Below are 20,980 nucleotides of genomic sequence, written 5' to 3' on the forward strand. Positions count from 1 at the left end.
TTAAGACAATTTTGTTGAATGATGATGTTTTTATTCAGGTTTTCTTGTTGGAAATAAGATGGTTAAATGTAAGCCGTGTTCAAACAAAGGTAGTTCTGACTGACATTAATAATCCATCCATTTTTTTATTCCGGCTAGATAACTTCTCCCCGAAATAATCTTTGTTTTTGGGTGATCATTCATGATAATGGCATAGCGGCTGTTAAAGTGTACCTGTACTTCCTGTACAAAATTCTTATTGATGATAACAGAACGGTGAACTCTCAGAAAATTTTCGGGAAGATCCTGACCCAGCTGAGCCAGCGATTTCTCTATGATCTTTTCTTCGCCGTTTTTTAAATATAAGCTCACATATTTATCCGCGGCTTTGAAATATGCAATATCGCTTAACCTGTAAAACTGAATTTTGTTATTCTGACGCACGGTAATGGAAGTCAGTTCCTTTTTAGGTGAAACGGCGGATATCTGTTCCAGCAGTTTCATCAATTCGTTTCTGTCCGGTTGAGAAGTAAGTGAGTTTAGTTTTTTTACAGTTTGTTCTAAGCGCTCTTTTTTGACCGGTTTGAGTAAATAATCAATGCTGTTTGTCTCAAATGCTTTCAATGCATACTGATCGTAGGCGGTACAAAATACAATCAGTGGAATCTTGTGTAAAGCTTTAATCAGATCAAAACCGGTTATTTCCGGCATTTGGATATCAAGAAAAATTAAATCCGGTTCAAGCGAATTGATTAAATCGATGGCTTCCACTGCATTTTGAGTTGTACCGGTTATCCTGAATGTAGAAGGAAAATCACTCACCAGTTCCTTTAACCGCTGAATTGCTGCGGGTTCATCATCTACAATAATACACGAGTATGTTTTTGTATTCATTATGATCGGGTTATTTTAAAGGTATGGTTATTTGGATAAATTTTCGCGGTTCGTTTTCCCAATGCATTGAAGCCCGTGATGCGTAAGTCAGCTCAAGAATGTCGAATACACTCTGAAGTCCGTAGCCGCTTACCAGTCCTTCATCAAATGCAGGTCCGTTATCGAAAATTTCAATGAGTAGGTCATCCTTATCGCTGCGAACGGAAATACCAATATTTCCAGCTCCGTTTATTTTGGATATACCATGCTTTACAGCGTTTTCCACCAGGGGCTGAATAATGTATTTGGGGATTAATAATTCTTTTAAATCCTGATCCACATCTATGGTAAAAGTCATCCGCTGACCAAAACGAATTTTTTCGATGTCCAGGTAGGTTTCAACCATCATCATTTCTTCTTTTACGCTACTCATCTGTTCCCCGTTCCGGTTTATTGTATAGCGGAACAAATCTGACAGGGATAAAGCCATTTGTTCTGTTTTATCAGGATTGCTATGCGCCAGTCCGGCAATGGTGTTCAGTGAATTGTATAAAAAATGCGGGTTGATCCGGGAATGCAAAGCCTGTAGCTCAGCCTGTGATTTTTGTTCTTTTAGCCGGCTGATCTCCACTTCTTTTTCTTTGAGCTTTAAGTCTGATATGTTATTTAAAAAGAGCCATATTCCACGGGCAACTGAAAACGTAATACCCCATGTTAACACCTTGGCAAGAAGACCTGCCAGATGAATATGAGTTCCTGTGAGAAGTATAAGAGATAATATTGTTGTTACAATTAAAAATGGGAGCGTTAAAGCTTGAAATAAAACTTTTCTTTTTCTAAAAGCTTTAAGAGGTAGTAAATAGTTTTCAATAATGTAAAGGGTGCATGTAAAAAACGAAATTGAGATAATAAGGACAATGAAATTGTTAACTAAATAACCACTCAGCCTGGTGACGTGCCTGAAATCATTGTAGTTTTCTTTTCCAAACGTAAATATCAATGGAATTTCGTTTAAAACCATAGTTAGATAGAGAATTGCAAAAATGGTTAATCCAGGAAGTATGTAGCTCATAATTGTGCTCTTATAAGAGCGGATAAATACAGACTTTAAGAAAACCAGAAAAAGAATTAAGCCAATTATAAACGTTATTATCTTATATGAAAAACCACTTAGAAATTCATTAATGAAATAAATATAATACTCCATCCAGGAATGGTATTCCAGAAAGTAATTTTTATATTGTTTGTTTACGTCCTGTAAATACAGCTTGAATAGAAGAAATTTGTCAACCTCTTTAAATTCAGTCCCTTCAGGATTAAATTCATAGGCGTTAAATACAGCATGATCAATGTAGGTTTTAATAGTATTGCGGTTTCCGTTAAATGCGCAGAAGGATCTTAAAATGGCGTATCGGATATAGCGGGTGCGTAGTGAATCTGTTGCAGCATCTTTGAAATCAAACAATATATTTTGTAGGTAAATTTCTGTTTGAAATTGCCCCTTAAACCCATCGTATTTTATGATATTTCCTGATTCGTCTTCAAATTTTTTTAATTCTCCGTTCGAAGAAAAGCTGAAGTTGTGAGTAGATCTGTTTAATGTATCTCTTTTGGGAAAGTGCAACCATAAATCAGGGAGTCTTTCACCTTGTCTGTACGGTTCTATCAGGATTTTTTTATTTTGGATAACAGGTCCTAATTCGAGAACAAGGTTTTTGACGATTAAACTGTCCTTTAAAGTTGCGTCTGACAAAGCGATTCGGATGTCCTTATAGGGAAATTTGGCAAATACTCTTATTTTAGGATCAAACAGCCGTTCACTCATAAAATCCCAGTACTTCTTTTCTGTGGCTTTATCCAGATTTGAAAACAGGTCTTTCGCATGAACCATTTGTCCCAGGAACAGTATTCCTGTGAGTAATAACAAGGTGAGGTGTCTTTTTTTCATTGCATTAAAATTATAATTTATTGTGTAAAAAAACATCGCATCTGTCATTAATACTACATTTTTCCGATAAGCTGCGAAATAAGCCGATAAACTACAAAAGGCATCATCAGCCACACCGTCAGTGTGGGTACTCGCTTCGCTCATCAGCCTGGCATTGCATGCCAAGCTGGAATCTACAAGGCTTTCAGCCCTTGCTTGTTGGTAAAACGATGTTACAAAATACGAAGCAAATAAATTGTAGCGTCCATATTACTGTTAATGTTGATCTTTCACCAACTTCAGTCATAATAAACAGTAACGGAATCCTTGTGAAAGGAAATTGTCCCGTTGCAGTTTATAACCTTTAGCACAACATGGTAAGTTCCCGGGTGAAAATAGGAGTGAACCGGGTTTTCGTCGTCTCCTTCCTTACCATCACCAAAGCTCCAATAATACACAGTTTCGGGCGATGTATCCTCAGACATATTTTGAAACTGTACACATTGCAGTGTCCCATCATCACATTTGAAACGTGAATATTCAAATACTGCTTTTGGCGACAGGCCATCCATACAGATATCTTCGGTCGTTTTTTTGTCGCACGAACTAAAAGGCATAACGGCTATCATCAACACGAATAGTAAAGTAAGTTTTATAAAGTTTAATTGTAAATATTTCATAATCTTTAATTTATAATTTGTACAAACTTACTTTAACCCATTTCTTTTAAAATTGATCTGGATCAAGAATCAACAATCTTATTAATAATGACAAATTCATAATAACCATCAGGCGGTTAATTCAATAAGGTTTCCTTCAGGATCGGAGATGACACTCTCATAATATCCGTCACCAGTGAACCTGGGTTCACTTATAATAGTAACACCAACGCTTTTTAATTTTCGTGTGAAGTCATCGACTTTTTCTTTCGACCCTATTTTGATAGCCAGGTGAATCAGTCCGCCGGTTGATTGCCGGTTATTGTAAGCCATATCCTCAATATGCATCAGTTCTATTCTGGTACCATCTCCGAACGATAAGAAACATGTTGTGAGTTTTTTTATAGGATTTGAATAAATTTCTGACGTGGTACAACCGAAATGCTGTACATAGAACCGGATCATCTCATTCAGATTCCGGGTCATAATTGCAATGTGGTCTATTTTCATACTTATAATATAATGTGTGTTTATTAAATTAAGCCTTTCATTTTGATTAGTTTACAATCAGTTTTTGCATTTTAGTGCCTTGAGATGTTTTAACATCTAATATGTACAAGCCGGAATTTTCAGGAGATTGAATAGTAATGGTATTGCCACCATTAAACGATCCGGCAGATTTTCCATTCAGGTCATATATTTCAACTGCAGTCGATTGCCATGGGCCGGAAATTTCAATTGTTATTATGCTGTTCCTGATTACCGGGTTTGGACTGATACTTATTGACGGTAGTTTTGTTTCGGGAAGCTGAACTGTGGTTTCTTCCGGTTCCTTCCAGTATATCCTTTCATCGAGCCACTGAACCATAAAAATTGTACCTGCACTGTTTTCTGTAAACATTTGTTTCTCCCTGTACCCTGTTACGCTTATCCCCAGACCATAATCATTCCGTTGCCATGAACCGGTATTCCCATTGTTAAAATAGGTTCCTCCGGTTGACTGAGTACCTCTGAAAGAACTGTAACGGTGTCCGTTTGACATGGATACAATATCGCCCAGTTTGCGATCCAGCCAGAATGATACAGAATTGAATACCGGAAAAATATCCCAGTTATTATCCTTATTCACATCCTCAATATTTTTTTTCAGGTTCAGATCCACACCGGAATTAAACGCTGAGCCTGCAATACTCATGAACAATGTATCGTTCAAAACAGACAATCCTGTCGTAAAATAGACATTTATATGATCATAAATCGTATTCCGTCCGTCAACTTTCACACTTATATGTTCCCAGTCCAATCCTTTATTGTCCGAAATATAGAGACCGCCTTTTCCTGTAGGTAATTCTTCATTTACAGTCAAATAAATTCGGCCGTTTTTGTCACTGGCAATCTGGTCGCAACACAACATATTTCCAAGTCCGCTATTCCTTTTAACCCAGGTTAAACCACCATCTTCCGAAACAAAAATACCATCTCCCACATAGCCTTCTTCCTTATCCACTGCACCTGTTATTCCATACAGAATTCCATTTTTGTCCTCGCAAAATTCATTAACCGGATATTGTGTCGAAAGTTTTATTGAATCCCATGATAACCCATAATCTGATGAGTGGTATATGATTCCGATTCCACCAGCCAGAACTTTTTGTTGTTTAGTAGATAAAATTGATACAACAGCAGTTGCTGAAAGAGAGGTGTCAAAATGTTGACCCCAATCAGTGCTTTTTATAATCCCATTGGTAAGACCAACAAACAAAACAGAATCGTTGGCCGCAGTGATACTTGTTTTATGACCTCCAGGAAATTCGTTGGTTAAATGCCAGAATTGTTGTCCTGTTGCCGTATTAAACGTCAAAAGCAGGAAGGTAATCACAATATAATAAAGCTGTTTCATATGGTTTTTTATTAAGATTTTAAAAACTCAGTGTATATATCAATGATATGCATTGCCAGAAATGGTCTGAGGTTCAGTTGATTTGTCAATACGATAACGGTAAGGTCTTTATCCGGAATGTGGACAACATCGGCAAGGGCAGGACCTCCGCTGTGGCCTGTAGCTTTTTCATTGTTATGCTGATCTACAATCCAGCCAACGCCGAACGGGGACGTATCGCCGTTGCGTAGTTTGGCAGAGGTCCACATCAGATCTCTGTTTTCCGGTTTTAAAATTGTATTGTTATCCAGGGCCAGAGTCCACTTTGTTAAATCGTTTATGGATGCAAACAAGCCACCCGAAGTATAGGTCCATGATGGAAAGTTCATGGAAAAAATTTGTTGTTTATGTTGTGTTTCATTCCACGTATAAACAGTTGCATTGTTGGGGATCACATCATATGTTCTGTAAATGTAATCCTGAATCATGTTGTTATAGACGGCATGTTTCATACCCGCTTTTTCGAATAATGTCCTTTTTAAAAACGATTGAAAATCTTCGCCTGAAACGGTTTCTATAAGTTTCATTACAACGGCATAGTCCCCACCGGCATATACAGTTTTTGTTCCTGGTTCAAATTCAAGCGGACGGTTTATCGCTGTATCCAAGGCTTCATCTAAAGACTTAAAGTCATGTTTCAGAGACAGCAGATCAAAAATGCCTGACTGGTGGGACAACAGGTCAATAACTTTCATGTTGTTCCAAGATTCTGGAAGTTCTTTTAAATAAAAGGATACCTTTTCATTGAGATCCAGTTTATTATCTTCAACCAGTTTCATCACCGCCGTTGCCGTAATTAATTTTGTTACAGATCCCAGTTGAAAAGCAGTTGTATTTGTATTGGGAATACTGTATTCAGGAATAGCATATCCATATGACTTTTTAAAAATAATATTGCCATTGTTGATAACTGCAACGGAAATAGCCGGTATATGGAATTTTCCCATCTGTTCCTGAATAAAAGAATCAATGGCATTTGTAATATTTTCTGCATCATATTTTTCAAATGAAGATACAGCAAATGCCAGAATGATTATTAAAATAAGTTGTTTCATAACCAAAATATTATCGCGTATTTGTTGGAATTTATAAAGGGAACGCAGAATACAGTAGTTTTACTCAGTTGACTTCAGCTGATCTTCCCTGTAATTATTTACAATCCATGCTTCTGCCTGAGAAATTGTTTCACAAAGGATTGTTGAGACTTTATTCGTACTTCGTTTTTTAAGTTCAAGTGAACTGAGTTTTGAAAAAAGATCAGGTGAAATTATACTTATGTTATACCGTAATCCGAATTTGTAATTCTTTGGAAAGAAATAGTTTGTAATCCATTCTACAAGTCCGGCCCAGGCTCCTTCAATCTCTTTGGTGTCGTGTACATGAAATCTGCATTTGGTTCTTAAACCTTCCTTTTCCTGCCATTCCAGCATTCTGAGAGAAGCAGTCTTTACCTCATCCTCTGTACATGGCCCGATCCACTTCATCATAAGATAATTCTTTTGAGGTTCGTAACTTATTTTGGCATAAATTACACCGGAAGTATTACGTATAAAATCTACAACAATCATTTTGTGACATTAATACTTTTATCAGTTTACTTCGCATCCATTATTTCAGGAAGAATGAACTTAACCCTATGTGCTGCCGCATGCTCGAATGCACCTGTGATATCCAGCTTAGAGGTATCAGGTACCTTCGTAAGATCCGGTATTTCAGAATCTTCAGTAAGAGTTTTTCCAATAACCCTGAAATAGTTCAGTAGATTCCCCGGACTAAGGATCACAACCATCTTGCCTGGAGCACTACCAACATTTTTAAATGTATGCACTGCATTTGATGGTATATGCACTACACTACCTGCTTTGGCTTTGAACGGATTCTGAAGGTCATTCAGAACAAATTCAAAATCACCTTTTACGATGTAGAAAATCTCTTCATCTGGGTGTGTATGCGGAGGAGGTCCTCCCAATGGTGGAACATTTTCCTCAAATATGGCATATTCACCCTTTGTTCCATCGTTACTTACGAGTACATTCATTACATCTGTTAAAACTAACAGCACTTCATTTTTACTTTGTTTACTCATAACATTTTGTTTTTAAGTTTCTACAAAGGAATGAAGGCTTTTATTTTTTACTCTTGATCCAAATCAAGAAAACCTAAACCAGGAATTTTGTTCTGTATCTGCTGAGTGTTTCCGGGGTTATACTGAGATAGCTGGCCACATAATGCAAAGGGATCCGTTTGAATATTTTAGGATGTTCTTCCAGCAGATTTTTAAACCTGGTCTCCGGTGAATACTTTAACAGAGACGCTTCTCTTTTTTCAGTTTGCAGTAAATGTTCCTGTAATATGAATTCTGCTAGTTTCCTGAGATTTGGGTGTTCCTGAATAAGAGTATTTATTTCATTTTTTTTAAATACCAGTAATTCACATCGTTCTATTGCTGCTATCGAAACCAATGAGGGCATTCCTGATAAAAAGCTGGCAACTGATCCAACCAGGGAATTTTCGAAAAAGAAATCGTTACAGATTTCCTTGTCTGGAGAATCATAGAATAGGCGCATACTGCCTTTCTCCATAAATGCCAGTGACTGGCAAATCTCAAATTCTTTCAGAAAAAATTCATTTTTTTCAAGTATAACAGGTTCCATTACATGATCTAACGCTTCAAGTTCTTCCTCCGTCGCATTAAGCGTCCTTTGGATATTGAAAAGTATTTGGTTCATTTTATATACAACGATAAATAAACATTTTTAAACTACATCTAAAAATAAAAATACGATTAAAAACTACGTGTGTCAATAATAAATATGTGATAAAATTCAATATTGAATAACATCAGGATATATTTAACAGGGTAAAGGTAGACAGTGATGCACTTCTTGATTTGGATCAATTCTAAAGTTTTTTAACCGCGATTACTTTGCCTTCATAATTTATCAAACAAAAAATAACAATTAATACATTAAGTTATGAAGACAATTTTTAAATCGTTAAAATTAGTTATTGTATTGGGTACAATAATGTTTTTGAACAGTTCGTGTGACACGGATAATACAAGTCCGAAAGTTGAGATGTTTTATGGTCCCGCTGTTAATGTTGGAAACGGATCGGCCAGAACAGAGGTTCGATTAAATCAGTTTTCAGAACCGATCTGGATCAGTATAGTGTTTAGCGGAGAGTTTCTGGAAGAACTTCCGGATGAGATGACCTCATATATGTTGCAATTGCCTGAACAGGCTGATATTACACCTTTTAAACATGTTGCGCTGGACTGGAACCCGCATGGACATGCACCTGACAGTGTATATGACCTGCCGCATTTTGATATTCATTTTTATATGATTTCAAATGAGGACAGGCTGGCAATAGGTGTAAATGATACTAACGCAGAAAAATTACCACCCGAGGGTTTTATGCCGGCTAACTATATTCCTTTTCCCGGATATGTTCCGCAAATGGGAAAACACTGGGGTGATCCGCAAGCTCCGGAGTTTAATGGAGAAGTATTTACACAGACCATGTTGATGGGATCATATAATGAAAAAACAATTTTTTATGAACCCATGATGACTGTTGATTATATACGAAACAAACCGTCTCATACTTGGTTGCTTTCATTGCCAGAAAACTATGAACATGAAGGTAAGTATTATCCTACAAAATATACCGTTGTTTCAAGCTACATGAAAAATGAGTTTACGGTTATGCTCAAAGAATTTGAAAAAAGATAAAATATTGCAGTTTTAAAACAGAAACTATGAAGTATCTTTTTCTTATAGGCATAATTCTTTCAGGTACCATAGGATTCAGTTCCTGCAGGGAATTTGGAGATGATCATTCACAGGATACGAATGATAGTCTGACAACAATATTACAAGGTGACTGGATGGATTCATGGAGTCTTACAATGGAATATCAGCTTGAAGGACTGTTGTTTGACCCGGATTCTGAAATATGGTTCAGAGGATATTATGATCCATGGTCTATGGAGCCACAGCCGGGATTTGGAATCCGATTTACCAACAAAGGGGATTTCTTTTGGACAGTTGTAGCAAGCGTAGGTACTGGAGGCTGTAGGGTCTATACTGCAGAATATGTGAAAGGTCAGGTTACTGCCATTGGTTCAACGCTGTTTTTTTATCCTGAAATCAGGCGGCTTAAACATCATAGCTCCTGTAATCCGGAAAATAATCTGGATAGAAATGAAAGCACCGGAAGTTTTTCGCTTCAGTTCTCAGTAAAACAGACAGCAGATAGTTCGGGCAGAATTTATGAGGTATTAACATTGATATTTCCGGATGGTCAGGAGACAGAATATATAAGAATAAAAAGTTAAAGTTTAAACAAGACAAGATGAAACAAAAGATTATTAGAATTGTATTTTTTACGATAGCTATAGCAGGTATAATTTCCTGTAAGGAGCATGAAGATGCACCTGTATCAAATCCTTTAAGAGCAGGTGCCGGAGATGATCAGCAGGTAAATCTGGGAGCGATTGTCAGGCTGGATGGCAGTTCTTCCAAAGATGCGGAAAATGGAAATATAGATTACGAATGGGCAATTATCCAAAAGCCTGAGGGGAGTAATATTACGTTGGATGATAAACATTTAGTAACACCTGTGTTTCAGCCTGATTTGTCAGGAATTTATGAATTTGAACTGACAATAAACCGTGGTTTATGGCTATCAAAAGACAGGGTGAAAATTATAGTTGATCAGTCAGGACAACCATCAGTGATTTACATTACAGAAGATATCACTGCCAATAAAGTACTTCATAATGTATTTACGGAAGACTGGCAAAAGGTGGATTACATCGTTACAAAATCAGTAAATGTTACAGCCACCCTGAGAATTGAAAAAGGTATAAGAATCGTTTTTGAGGAGGGAGCGGGATTTATTATATCAAATACCGGTTTACTTGTATCAGAAGGATCTGTTTCTGAAGCAGAGCGAATTTATTTTACTGGTAAAGTTGATTCTCCCGGTTATTGGTCCGGAATCGTAATTCAGTCATCGGATGAAAATAATAAACTGATTTATTCAACTGTCCGGAATGCCGGTCATACTTCTGCTGTTAATCCTTTTGATGCAGCTGTTTATATAACCAGCGGTGGTAATTTTACAGCGGAACATTGTATTTTTAATGAAAATACTTCCTATGCCATATATGTGGATCCGAATGGTAATGTTAAACAATTTAATTACAATGAAATAACAGGAACAGAATTGTGTCCGCATAATATAGGTCTTCCTGCTGATCAGGTAAAAAGCATTTCAAATAATTGTGTGGTACTATATGGTGATATTGAAGTAATTACGAATGAAATTAATTCGGGAGAAGAGGTCGGTTGGGCTAACTACAGTTATTTGCTGCAAAAAGGACTGAAAATTTCTCAGGGAACCGGTCTTTATTTGGTGGAGGGTACTGTTTTGAGTATAGCCAACGATCAGCTCATTTCCTGTTTGTCGGGTGGATATATTGTGTCAGAAGGTAAGGAGTTTCAACCTGTAAAGATTATGGGAGTATATGAAAATCCCGGTTCATGGAAGGGTATATTAATTGAGGATAGTCGGTCTGCTGTGACCCATTTATCAAACACGATAATTCTTTATGCCGGAAGTTCAGCATTAAAAGGGACCGAGAAAGCAACAATTTTAGTGGGAAATAATGGAAGAATATCTGTTGATAATTCCTTTCTATACAGTGGAAATGGTGACGGAATAGTTGCTACTGCTGACAATGCGGAAATTGTAAGCTTTACAAATAATGCAATCAGGGGACACCTTGGGTATCCGGTGGCTGTTTCAACAAAGAATGTGGCTGTGCTTGATTATCAGACATATTTTACGTTCAATTCTAAAAATCAGATAAGAATTGATGGCGTCTTACCGATTGCAAATGACTATGAAACTGTGTGGCGAGGATTTGAGCAGGAACATATGAGCTACCTGGTTAAAGGACTGAGCAATGATCTGGTCATTTGGTCAGGATTAAGACTTGATGCCGGTGTAACAATTGAAATGGAAACCGGATCCAGAATTATCGTGGAAGATGCTAACGGCAGAAATGGCTATCTTAACATTGAAGGTTCAGAATTTAAAAATGTGACCATCAAAAACAAAGAGAATATTGCCGGATCATGGTATGGTATAATCATTTCCAGTTTGAATGATAGGAATGTCTTTAGATATGCCACTATCTTACATGGAGGGAAACATATAGACAATAACTTTTCTGCGAATATTGTTGTCGATAACAGTCCTGTAGGATCTCTGTCTATTATAAATTCCACAATTGGTTATGGTGGTGAACACGGAATATCAATTGTGGAAGATAACAGGGAATATTTAAAAGAGCAGAATATGAATTATATTGATATTCCGGGATCGGAAATTTACGTGTGGTAATAAGCCGGTTTTAATAAAAAAGAATATTATATTGAATTAAGAGGCTGTTCAAAAAGTAATATCAAAATAACCTTTACTTACGAATTGTAAGTAGCTTTTTTAAATTACCTTTAAATCCCCTTTAGCCTCTGCTAAAGCTTCAGCAAAACGCGGAAAGGGGACTTAAAGCCTCCCGCTTAGGGGAGTCCCGATAGCTATCGAGGATGGCGGGGTAAAAGAAAGATGACTTTCAGTTTATTAGTTGAAAATGTTTTTATTTGTCTTTTTGGACAGCCTCTTTGCTTTTGGGAGATTATACAAGAATTCAGTTCTGAGAGCGACTACAACGAATGTAAAAAAATGTCGTTACAAACAACGAACCATGACCCCTTCGTTGCAAAAGAAGGGGAGAGGTAAAGGATTATTTTTTTATGGCTGATAAAATGTAATGAAGGTTTGTAATGGTTCATACCAAATTACCAGATGGCCACCGGATTCATCCTGGCTATACAATAATACTGATCCTTTGAACCCATCTAAGTATTTTTTGTATTCAGATTTTGTAATGTTTTGATCCGAAACCTTGTTTATATCATTAATTCCGATAGATATGACGATGTCGTCAATCGGAAATTGCCAAACATATTTTTCTGCGCGGCATTTAGTCAGTGCGATTGCAGAAGTAATGAAAAAGTTATTGGTAGCAGATTCAAAAGGCTCATGGTTTCCCATCCATAAATAAGGATTTATTAGTCTGTCTGTCCATATTTTTTTGCCGTTTTTTACAAAAGCATAATCAATACAGATGTCATTGTCCTTTTCGTACACGTGTGTTGCTATGGTATCTTCAAACAAATCATTGTCAAAGGTATTTATGGTCAAAAAAGTTGTATCAATTTTAGTGTGCAGAATAGATTGTAACGTATGAAAAATAAGTGCAGCATTTTTAACTTCCAGCGAATCATAATTTACAATATTTTGTTCTATGGAATATAATGTTTGTATCGCTTCTGTTTCTCTTTCAGACAGCAGTGTGTCAGAATATTGTTTATTCACTTTATACCATGTGCTTGAATTAAAGTAGGTTTTAAGATCCTCACTTATAAATGGTCGGCCGTGTCTGGCAAAGATCTCATTGCGATAAAGCCTGATTTCATTTGAAAGTTCATCGGGATTCGGTTGGGCAAATAAAATCTGATGAACTGAAGCAAATAAAATAAATAATATGGAAAGTTTTAAGTGAATTGTCATGGACATTATTTTGAATAGCTTTTCAGTATCTCCAACCATAATTCGGCATGTTTCCAAAGCCCTGCATCTGAAAAGTGGAGACCATCGTTGCGATAGTAAGTTTTATCCATAGAATCCGTGTTGGCGCCCTGAAATACATCAGGGAACAATTCTGCCAACTGTTTTTGAGCATTTTGAATATTCGGATCACATCCGTTATTTTTTCTCAGCAGAATGTCTTCAACCGGTATATAAGAGGCGACAGCCACAAAGATTGGTGCATCCACATGATTTGATCTGAAGGCTGATCGAATGGTTTTAAACTTCTCTATATAGGTTTCTTTAGAGGTATTATATTGATTATCAGTTTCCCCCTGGTGCCATAATACGTAATCGATTTTAATACCCTGACTATTTAGCTGACCGATAGCATTTAAAAGCAGTTTATGTTGTTTTCCGCCTTCGGCCCATCCCGAAACCGTAGTTCCTCCGCGACCGATAGGTACGATTAATACCTTTTGAGCCAGATTATTCTGAATCATTAAATCCCCCAGTCTCGTCCATGGTGATCCTCCGAAACCACCTGCACCTTTCAGTGGGTCTCCTGCTTCGTAAATTTTGCCGTCGTACCAGTTATATACCTCTTCTTTGCACTGGTAGAGTGTCTGACCATAGTTAGCCGAATTTGACTGTCCAAATGCAAAAATTACAGTGTATGCGTCGTTATTAAACCGGGTCATATCCATTTTAATCTGTTTGGCTGTATTGGCCTTAATTGCATGATAAAAATTCCGGAATTGTTTTACCGGAAATAGCTGGGACCGGTAGCTTAAAACTCCCAGAATGAAAAACAGCATCAATAATAAAATGCCTGCTACAATCAGTTTTATATTCATAAACGATGCTTAAGGTGCTGGTTTTAAAATTGAAAATAATAAAATTTTTACACTTTCCCCTTTAATGTTTTAATCCGGTTCACCTCTTCGAGTAATAAAGGCAGTGCCGGCTCAACCATCATGTGTGTATAGCCTCCCAGTTCAAATAATCTGGCGTCCTGGTGTCCGACAACCTTTAGCATGGTTAGCATATAGTTGTTTTCTGCGTATCGTGCCGGCATATCTTTATCGCGGTCGCCCGTAATTAATAGGATGGGTGGTGCATCGGCCCTTACATGGTTTACCGGTGCCATATCGTCGATTATCGGTTCTGTGGAAGGAATGCCCTGTTCCTTTCTGATAGTGAAGTGTGTGATACATTGTCCGCTTAGAGGTATCAATCCGGCTATATCATTGGCATCCACATTGAATTTTGCCAGCCAACGCTTATCAAGTCCAACCATGCTGGTCAGATAACCTCCTGCAGAATGCCCTGAAACAAAAATGAGTTCCGGATCACCACCGTATTCTGCAATATGTTGAAAGGCCCAACTGACAGCTGCTGCTGCATCTTCAACATATGCCGGAGACTTCGCTTTAGGGGATAAGCGATAATTAACCCCGATAACGGCTATTCCTTTATTTTTCAAGCCTTCTGGTATTTCTTTATGACCAAATTCCAGTCCGCCACCATGAAACCACACAACCACAGGGGACCCTTTCATGTCTTTCGGATAGTAAACATCCAGAACGCATCGTTCCTTTTTGTACGCATCTTTCATGGTATCCTGATGTTCATAATACGGGATGTTAGTCAGTAAGCTATAGTCTTTTGTTTGAGCAAAAACAGTGGTGCTGACCACCAGCATTACAATCAGTACAAAGCGTGTTTTCATAATTGTGTGTTTATAACATTTTAAAATTAGCATGGGAAACAGAAAAGTCAATGGATTTCAGCCTCATATCTTTTGCTGATCTGCTGATGATAAAGATATCCGGTTTTGAACACAAAACAAAATGAATAGGCTCCTTTGGGTAGAGTCTGTGCGTCAATTTCTGCCTTTAAATTCAGGGTTTGATCCGGTAATAACTCATCCGGTTTGCTGTTGATGATGAGAGGGACAAAATATTTTTTCTCAGCGTTTTCAAACATCACGAAAAAAGTTACTGGAAAATCGGATCTGTTGAGCGTTATAATAGTCTCATATGGATTATGCAATTCAAAATTGATCTGATTTGCTTTTCGGGTATCCATAATTAACTTTTCAGGTTGAATGGATGCATTTATCTTACTGATGAGAGGGAATTTGTCAATCTGCTTAAAAAGAATGAGTTCATTGTTATTTGTGGTCAGAGTATCGAAAAAAGCGGATGGCCAGTTACCGATTAACAGGATATTTTTATTATTGAAGTCCTCTTCACTGTTCCACAGGTCATACTGATTTTTGCGGTAAAACACATTGTTTAGCGACATTGATTTATTACCTGTGTAAAATGCATATTTTGCAGCTCTTTGATAAGAGTTTACGAATACAACAATTCTGCCATTTGCAAGGTCTGCAATGGCTTCAAAGTAATCCTGCTTTTCTTTATGAAAATCTGTTTTCAATGGTAAAGGCAGAGCGATACTAATTCTGGCCAGCACAATAAGTGATGCAGAAATAATGGAAATCACCTTGATTTGTCTGACGTACTTTTCGTTCTTCAAAATGATTGCATATGTCATAACAAGCAAGGGAATGGCTGCGAATGCAACCCAGTGAGCTTCAGTCTTACTTCTGAAAGAATACAAAAAGAAGAAAAGAATGAACCCTGTAAACAATCTTTTCCAGAAGGGGTCGGAAGAATGGAATAGGCCTGAATTTTTAACGGACAAATATATCAGAAACAAGATGATGAATGGATTCAGTACACCTATTGTCCCAACTAAATATTCCAGTATATGTTTTATTTCAAATGTCCCTTTGGTGCGTTCAAACAGATGATAGTTAAAGGTTATAAAATCATGATTCATCTGCCAGATCAGATGTGGAATCAATGCTGTTAATGCAATAAGACCGGCAAAATAAATGTGTGGCTTTTTTAAGATTTTAAGATTCAGTACTACACTTAGCAGAATAATAATACCTCCGTGATATTTTGAATAGATCAGGGCAGCTGCAATTATGCCGAGTATAATCGTATTGTTTACCCCGGGCCTGATTAATAATTTTCTGAAAACCAATACATACAATGTACCAAAAAACAACAGAGGAACATCGGGTGTGGTAATAAAACCATACATATTAAAAACAGGGAAGGCCAGGATCAACAGAAAAAACAGCCAGTCTGAGTTCTTCCGGTTTAATGTTTCTTCCGGCATCAGTTTCCATATACATAAAACGGTAAGAGAGGAGAGGAGTACGGTCATAATCCTCAGCCCTGCAATACCTTTAAATATAAGGAATCCGATATAAATTATCCAGGCAACCATTGGAGGATGGTCAAAGTATCCCCAGGCAGGATGCTGTGCAAATGCGAGATAATACGCTTCATCAGACGTTACAGGCGTAATGAATGCCTGAACCAGGTTGATGGCAGCAAAGATCAGCAGAAACAGATAGAATCTTTTGCTGGTTTTATGCATTAACTAATTCTGAAATAATTTTATTTATCAGTTACGATGGTGCTTGATTTGATTTTCATGGAAATCTCCATACCATCAGGCATCATGGAATTACCTTTAACCTTACTCAAACCGGTTAAATCCTGATCAAGTTTTGACTCTATAGGCCAACCTGTGTTTTTATCAATTTTAATTGCTGATGACATGGTACCCTTCATATTGGTTTGCATTGACATTCCATTCATTTCTGTGTAACCAGTGGAATCAGGTGTTGAAATAGTCGAAATTCCTTTAATCAGATAATAGTCATCCGTTTTTTCAACCAGTGTGTAGGTTGTTGTGAAGTCAACTTTAAAGGTTGAACTTTGTGTTGTATGTTTTATCCATGAATCACCAACCTTTACTGGATGGTCCGGGAAGATATCTGTACTCATTTCCAGATTTCCTTTCATAGATTCCTCTCCAAATGTATTCTTAAGCTGAGCTTTTACCTGTTCCACCTGTGCCTGTGCCACTGGATTTTCCGTCTCAAAAAGTTTGTCCATACCCGAAACTCCCTCAATTTCACCGTGTTTGGTGAGCTGCAGTGTAAAAGGCTTATTGGTCATTCCGGTCATAAGACTGGTCAAAGGATTTGCATCGTCTCCGGATTCGGAATCAGCAGTCATATTAAACATGTTTGATTCCATTTTCATGGAGATGTTGTCGTACTGTGCACTGATATCATAGATGGTATCTTTAATATCATTAACCTTGTAATTCATGCTGCTTTTCATTGTCATGACCATATCAAGACTTTGTCCCATAAAATTTTGGGTCATGTCAACCTTGGTAACACTAATCTGTTTGTAGTCTTTGTCTTTCTCAAGATTCAGGGACAGTTCAAGTTTTTGCGGTTTACAAGCAGCAATGAGTAATGTTGTTAAAATGAGGACGTAAATCGGTTTCATCGTTTTTAATGTTAAAGGTTATGTATTAATTATTGTATTTTATCAGTGGTTTATGATTGCAATATTAGGATTAATTTTTAACAATTGGGCTAAAAATTCGGGTTCATTAAGTGGAGAAATGTAAATTGTACGCGTGGATTTATAGGTAACCTGCATGCATTTCCATGAAAGTGAAAGTTTGTATACACCTCCAAAAGTTTGTTGATTCAACCGGATTGTATTAATCTCAGTAATAAGTACGTTCCAGTAAAATGGTCCGGTGGAAATATGTAATTTCTCGTTTTTAATTTTATATTTTGTGTTGAACCATATCCAGATCATGAGAATAACAAAACTGAATGCAATTACAGAAGAAATGACAAGTTGCGACAGTTCTTCCTCTTCACTTTTAAGGTAGGGCAATACAAATCCCACACCTGTAATAACTAAAATGAATACAACAAGTAAAATACCAAATGAGACGTCTCTTTTACTTCTGAATGTTAATTTTTCTGACATATTATCCTTATTTCTCCTCTAACCAGGCTTCCGGTATATAGATAACACAAATATTCATGGATTTGTTATCCTCAGACAACATTGCAGACTGAATTTCTACCCTGGTGCCATCCGGGCTGAAGGTGGGGTGAGGATGATCAGATGCTGTTGGTTTATGACCCGTTGACAACAATCGCATCTGGTGAGTATCCCTGTTGATCAGGTAGATATCACGGTTGAAATTATCTCCCACAACAAACCGTTTGTCGGGTGATCCACTTACGTGCCAGAATCCGCTTCCGTAGGGGATTTGTCCGGCTATGGTCATTTCGCGCGTATTGATATTTACAATACCTAATCCCGTCGGTTTTTCACGTGTTCCGCATGGTCCCCATTCTGTTTCCTGACCGGGATTACTGCCTTTTACCCCTGTGCCGGGTTTAGCTGTGTCATTCGTTCCGGGTATTTTACGGTGACCCATAATTGCAAAAGCCACCTCATCGGGTGTAATGACAGCTTCATGCGTCACCCATTCGTAGGGTGATTCAGGATATAAGGGCCTGAGTCCGCTTCCGTCTGCATTAACAATCCATGTACGTTGTGGCGATTTCCCTCCGGTTTCCCAGCAAAATACAATCTGACCCGGAACCCAGGGATTCGATTGTATATGTCCAATCTGGAATGGTACAGAAATCACATAGGATATTTCACCGGTTTTTAAATTCATTCCTGCAATACCACCTGGACCGGAACCCATATGCCGGGGTCCGAAATCCGGTTCAATTTTAACACTGTCTGGCAGGTGTTTGCCGGCCATGGTTTTACCTACCCTGAACCAAACCTGTTCTTCATCGCCATCCAGGGTCATATCACCGCCGGCACCATATTCTGCAGGAATGGTTCCGCAAACTCTCTGGTAGGCATCTGCACCCTTTAAAGATCCCGCTTCACTGTCACTGAAAAGTTTTTTCAGATCCACTTCAATGACCTGGATAGCTCGGTTGCGTCGCCTTTCTTTATCTGAAGGATGCATGTAATACAACTTCATGGATTTACGTGCTACATTCAGCATGCCGATGAAACCGCCTTCCGTAATCTGAACAATGTCGCCTGTTTCTTCATTAACAGCCATGGCTTCTCCTCTTACACGATTCGATCTGAATATTAGCCATTTGCCATCAGATGTCCACTGGTTATGTGTCTGGTAAATCTTGGAGTCGCCCATGGGGGTGCTGGTCAGGAATGCGAGTTTTACCCCTGTAACGGGATCTGTAATAGTCTTTTTTTCTGACGGGAAACGTGTACCAATCTGTGCTTCAGTACTTAATGTAGAAAACACAAAAGTGAAACCAAGGTACAATGTAATTCTGAATATAGTATTAACTTTCATAATTAACCTGTTGTGTTATTTAATGATTTTATTTTCAATTTGTTCTAACTCTGTGTCCTGCATGTTTTCACAACCTTTTATTTTAATATTGGCAGAATGCATAATATGCATACTCTCACCGTTTTCAGGTTGTTGAAATTCAGAGTTTGTCAGATATAAACCATGAACATCGTCAAGCAAGATGGCCGGACGTTTTTCGTTGCCTGTGAGGTATATATTTATATTATGCATTTTTACATTTTTAGCATGCCTTATGAAGAAACCATAGGATGGAATTAATCCGAATTTTTGTGGCTCGGGATAGCCATCAGCCATTTCGGGAACATTCTCCGGAATTATAACAGATTCAGAATCCAATGGTTTGTACCATATATTTATGTTACTGAGTGTGACATCTTCTATGTGGTGATCCGGAATACCTGTGATAAGACAGGAAAAACGGGAGTCTGCATTATATATCACAACATTGCTGATATTGATCCGCCGCAGTTTTCCAACAGGCGTGTTATCCGGTCCCCTCATACGTGCTCCCAAACGTAAGAAAATGGGGGAGTTGATGGTATTTCTCATGGTAATATTTGAAATTGTTACATCTTCCAGTAATCCGCCATCGACTGTTTCAAGAGCCAGTCCCCTGCAATAATCAAATACACAGTTAGAAATGGTAATATTTTTAAACCCTCCATTGGATTCAGTGCCGAATTTAATGCGTCCTGTCGGCCCTTCATGATCAGGAACCAGATGTGCTTCCTTTTTCTGATATGTCCCGTTCAGAAACGTTCCGCGGTCATAACCCGATACCTGACAGTTTGTTATGGTAACATTTTCCGTAGCTCTGGCGTATCCAAGCGCATAGGAACTTTTCAGACAAATGGCATCATCCCATGGCGAGTTTATGCTGCAGTTTGAAATACGGACATTCCGGCAACAGTCCACATCTATACCATCACGGTTGGTATCCATTTTAAGATTATCAATCGTCATGTTATCCACACCAGTTGCCAGAATTCCAAAATGTCCGCCCATTAAAACGGTAAAATCCTTTAAAATTACATTGCGACAGTTTTTCAAAGCAATGGCTTTGTTTGCGTGGGGAAAACGGTATGGACGTGAGCGTTTCAAGCCTTTTCCATGGATCATTCCGGGACCTGTAATGGAAATATTTTCAAGATCTTCTCCCCAGATAAGACTGTTATGCCAGTGGCTGTGTCCATAGTCCTGATACCTGTTCCCCGGGCCTTCTTCAGGAGGATCATAACCGCTGCTACCTGTTGGCTCGGCTGCAACAATGGTAGCACCCTGGCTCAGATAAATGGAAATGTTACTTTTTAACCGTAAGGAATAGCTGAGGTAATCTCCGGCAGGAAAAACAATGGTGCCGCCTCCGGCTTTATTTGCCGCATGTATGGCCCGGTTTATGGCATCTGAATCGACGGTTTTGCCGTTCGCAGTTGCCCCAAAGTCACAAACATTGTAAACTCCGGTATTATTTTCTGCATAAAGGTGCCCGGAAAAAATAGAAAGTAAAACTATTAATGCGACCGCAGAGTATGTGGATGTACACATTTTGAGAAAATTCATAAGGCTTTTTCTGATTAGTACTGTAAATAACATTTCAGTTTTGTGTTTTCACCTTCAAAGCTACAAAAAATGAATGGGTATGAAAGGCCAAAATAAAAG

Annotated in this window: 20 protein-coding genes; 3 read left to right on the forward strand and 17 right to left on the reverse strand. The window is 38.0% G+C overall.

The genetic code is table 11. From position 1 onward, the window contains the following. Positions 1 to 105: 105 nt before the first annotated feature. The 9 genes from ACE1ET_RS00395 to ACE1ET_RS00435 all read right to left on the reverse strand — a co-directional run bounded on the left by ACE1ET_RS00395 (position 106) and on the right by ACE1ET_RS00435 (position 8,106). Positions 106 to 873, reverse strand: coding sequence for a LytR/AlgR family response regulator transcription factor (locus ACE1ET_RS00395; protein ID WP_375726370.1), 768 nt, complete (start codon positions 871 to 873; stop codon positions 106 to 108). Between the two features lie 10 nt (positions 874 to 883). After that, on the reverse strand, positions 884 to 2,944 hold the full coding sequence (locus tag ACE1ET_RS00400; protein ID WP_375726371.1) for a sensor histidine kinase: 2,061 nt from the start codon (positions 2,942 to 2,944) through the stop codon (positions 884 to 886). 134 nt (positions 2,945 to 3,078) lie between these two features. Then, entirely contained in the window at positions 3,079 to 3,459 is a 381-nt protein-coding gene (locus ACE1ET_RS00405) for a PKD domain-containing protein (RefSeq protein WP_375726372.1), read from the reverse strand. Positions 3,460 to 3,567: 108 nt separating this feature from the next. Then, positions 3,568 to 3,948 (reverse strand): VOC family protein, encoded by a 381-nt coding sequence (locus ACE1ET_RS00410; RefSeq protein WP_375726373.1) that lies wholly within the window; start codon positions 3,946 to 3,948, stop codon positions 3,568 to 3,570. 46 nt (positions 3,949 to 3,994) lie between these two features. Then, positions 3,995 to 5,338, reverse strand: coding sequence for a T9SS type A sorting domain-containing protein (locus ACE1ET_RS00415; protein WP_375726374.1), 1,344 nt, complete (start codon positions 5,336 to 5,338; stop codon positions 3,995 to 3,997). An 11-nt stretch (positions 5,339 to 5,349) separates the two neighbouring features. Further along, complete coding sequence (locus ACE1ET_RS00420; RefSeq protein WP_375726375.1) at positions 5,350 to 6,432, reverse strand: serine hydrolase domain-containing protein; 1,083 nt, start codon at positions 6,430 to 6,432, stop codon at positions 5,350 to 5,352. 60 nt (positions 6,433 to 6,492) lie between these two features. Then, positions 6,493 to 6,945 (reverse strand): hypothetical protein, encoded by a 453-nt coding sequence (locus tag ACE1ET_RS00425; RefSeq protein WP_375726376.1) that lies wholly within the window; start codon positions 6,943 to 6,945, stop codon positions 6,493 to 6,495. Positions 6,946 to 6,971: 26 nt separating this feature from the next. Beyond that, on the reverse strand, positions 6,972 to 7,463 hold the full coding sequence (locus ACE1ET_RS00430) for a cupin domain-containing protein (RefSeq protein ID WP_375726377.1): 492 nt from the start codon (positions 7,461 to 7,463) through the stop codon (positions 6,972 to 6,974). A 73-nt stretch (positions 7,464 to 7,536) separates the two neighbouring features. Further along, positions 7,537 to 8,106, reverse strand: a complete 570-nt coding sequence (locus ACE1ET_RS00435; RefSeq protein WP_375726378.1) for a Crp/Fnr family transcriptional regulator — start codon at positions 8,104 to 8,106, stop codon at positions 7,537 to 7,539. Between the two features lie 246 nt (positions 8,107 to 8,352). Here ACE1ET_RS00435 and ACE1ET_RS00440 point away from each other — a divergent pair, with 246 nt between their 5' ends. From ACE1ET_RS00440 to ACE1ET_RS00450, 3 genes are read left to right on the forward strand one after another with little or no spacing between them, the layout of a single operon-like run. After that, positions 8,353 to 9,114: a DUF5602 domain-containing protein gene (locus ACE1ET_RS00440; RefSeq protein WP_375726379.1), complete on the forward strand. Its 762-nt coding sequence runs from the start codon at positions 8,353 to 8,355 to the stop codon at positions 9,112 to 9,114. Between the two features lie 26 nt (positions 9,115 to 9,140). Beyond that, positions 9,141 to 9,719, forward strand: a complete 579-nt coding sequence (locus ACE1ET_RS00445; RefSeq protein WP_375726380.1) for a hypothetical protein — start codon at positions 9,141 to 9,143, stop codon at positions 9,717 to 9,719. A gap of 17 nt (positions 9,720 to 9,736) precedes the next feature. Then, positions 9,737 to 11,794 carry a PKD domain-containing protein gene (locus ACE1ET_RS00450; protein WP_375726381.1) on the forward strand — a complete coding sequence of 686 codons (2,058 nt, stop codon included), beginning with the start codon at positions 9,737 to 9,739 and terminating at the stop codon, positions 11,792 to 11,794. 408 nt (positions 11,795 to 12,202) lie between these two features. Here ACE1ET_RS00450 and ACE1ET_RS00455 read toward each other — a convergent pair whose 3' ends face one another. The 8 genes from ACE1ET_RS00455 to ACE1ET_RS00490 are packed head-to-tail and all read right to left on the reverse strand — an operon-like array spanning position 12,203 to position 20,881. After that, positions 12,203 to 13,024, reverse strand: a complete 822-nt coding sequence (locus tag ACE1ET_RS00455) for a YARHG domain-containing protein (RefSeq protein ID WP_375726382.1) — start codon at positions 13,022 to 13,024, stop codon at positions 12,203 to 12,205. Between the two features lie 5 nt (positions 13,025 to 13,029). Then, positions 13,030 to 13,899, reverse strand: coding sequence for a sialate O-acetylesterase (locus tag ACE1ET_RS00460; protein ID WP_375726383.1), 870 nt, complete (start codon positions 13,897 to 13,899; stop codon positions 13,030 to 13,032). 47 nt (positions 13,900 to 13,946) lie between these two features. Beyond that, a complete protein-coding gene (locus tag ACE1ET_RS00465) occupies positions 13,947 to 14,774 on the reverse strand; it encodes an alpha/beta hydrolase (protein WP_375726384.1) in 828 nt (275 codons plus the stop codon). Positions 14,775 to 14,821: 47 nt separating this feature from the next. Beyond that, entirely contained in the window at positions 14,822 to 16,504 is a 1,683-nt protein-coding gene (locus ACE1ET_RS00470) for an ArnT family glycosyltransferase (RefSeq protein ID WP_375726385.1), read from the reverse strand. Positions 16,505 to 16,524: 20 nt separating this feature from the next. Continuing rightward, positions 16,525 to 17,433: a DUF6263 family protein gene (locus ACE1ET_RS00475; protein WP_375726386.1), complete on the reverse strand. Its 909-nt coding sequence runs from the start codon at positions 17,431 to 17,433 to the stop codon at positions 16,525 to 16,527. A gap of 42 nt (positions 17,434 to 17,475) precedes the next feature. After that, positions 17,476 to 17,931 (reverse strand): PH domain-containing protein, encoded by a 456-nt coding sequence (locus ACE1ET_RS00480; protein ID WP_375726387.1) that lies wholly within the window; start codon positions 17,929 to 17,931, stop codon positions 17,476 to 17,478. A 7-nt stretch (positions 17,932 to 17,938) separates the two neighbouring features. Then, entirely contained in the window at positions 17,939 to 19,300 is a 1,362-nt protein-coding gene (locus ACE1ET_RS00485) for a hypothetical protein (protein ID WP_375726388.1), read from the reverse strand. A 15-nt stretch (positions 19,301 to 19,315) separates the two neighbouring features. Further along, positions 19,316 to 20,881, reverse strand: a complete 1,566-nt coding sequence (locus ACE1ET_RS00490; protein ID WP_375726389.1) for a rhamnogalacturonidase — start codon at positions 20,879 to 20,881, stop codon at positions 19,316 to 19,318. Positions 20,882 to 20,980: the final 99 nt, after the last annotated feature.

The organism is Quyinboa mangrovi (assembly GCF_042219825.1).
Classification (GTDB): Bacteria; Bacteroidota; Bacteroidia; order Bacteroidales; family UBA5342; genus JBHJHP01.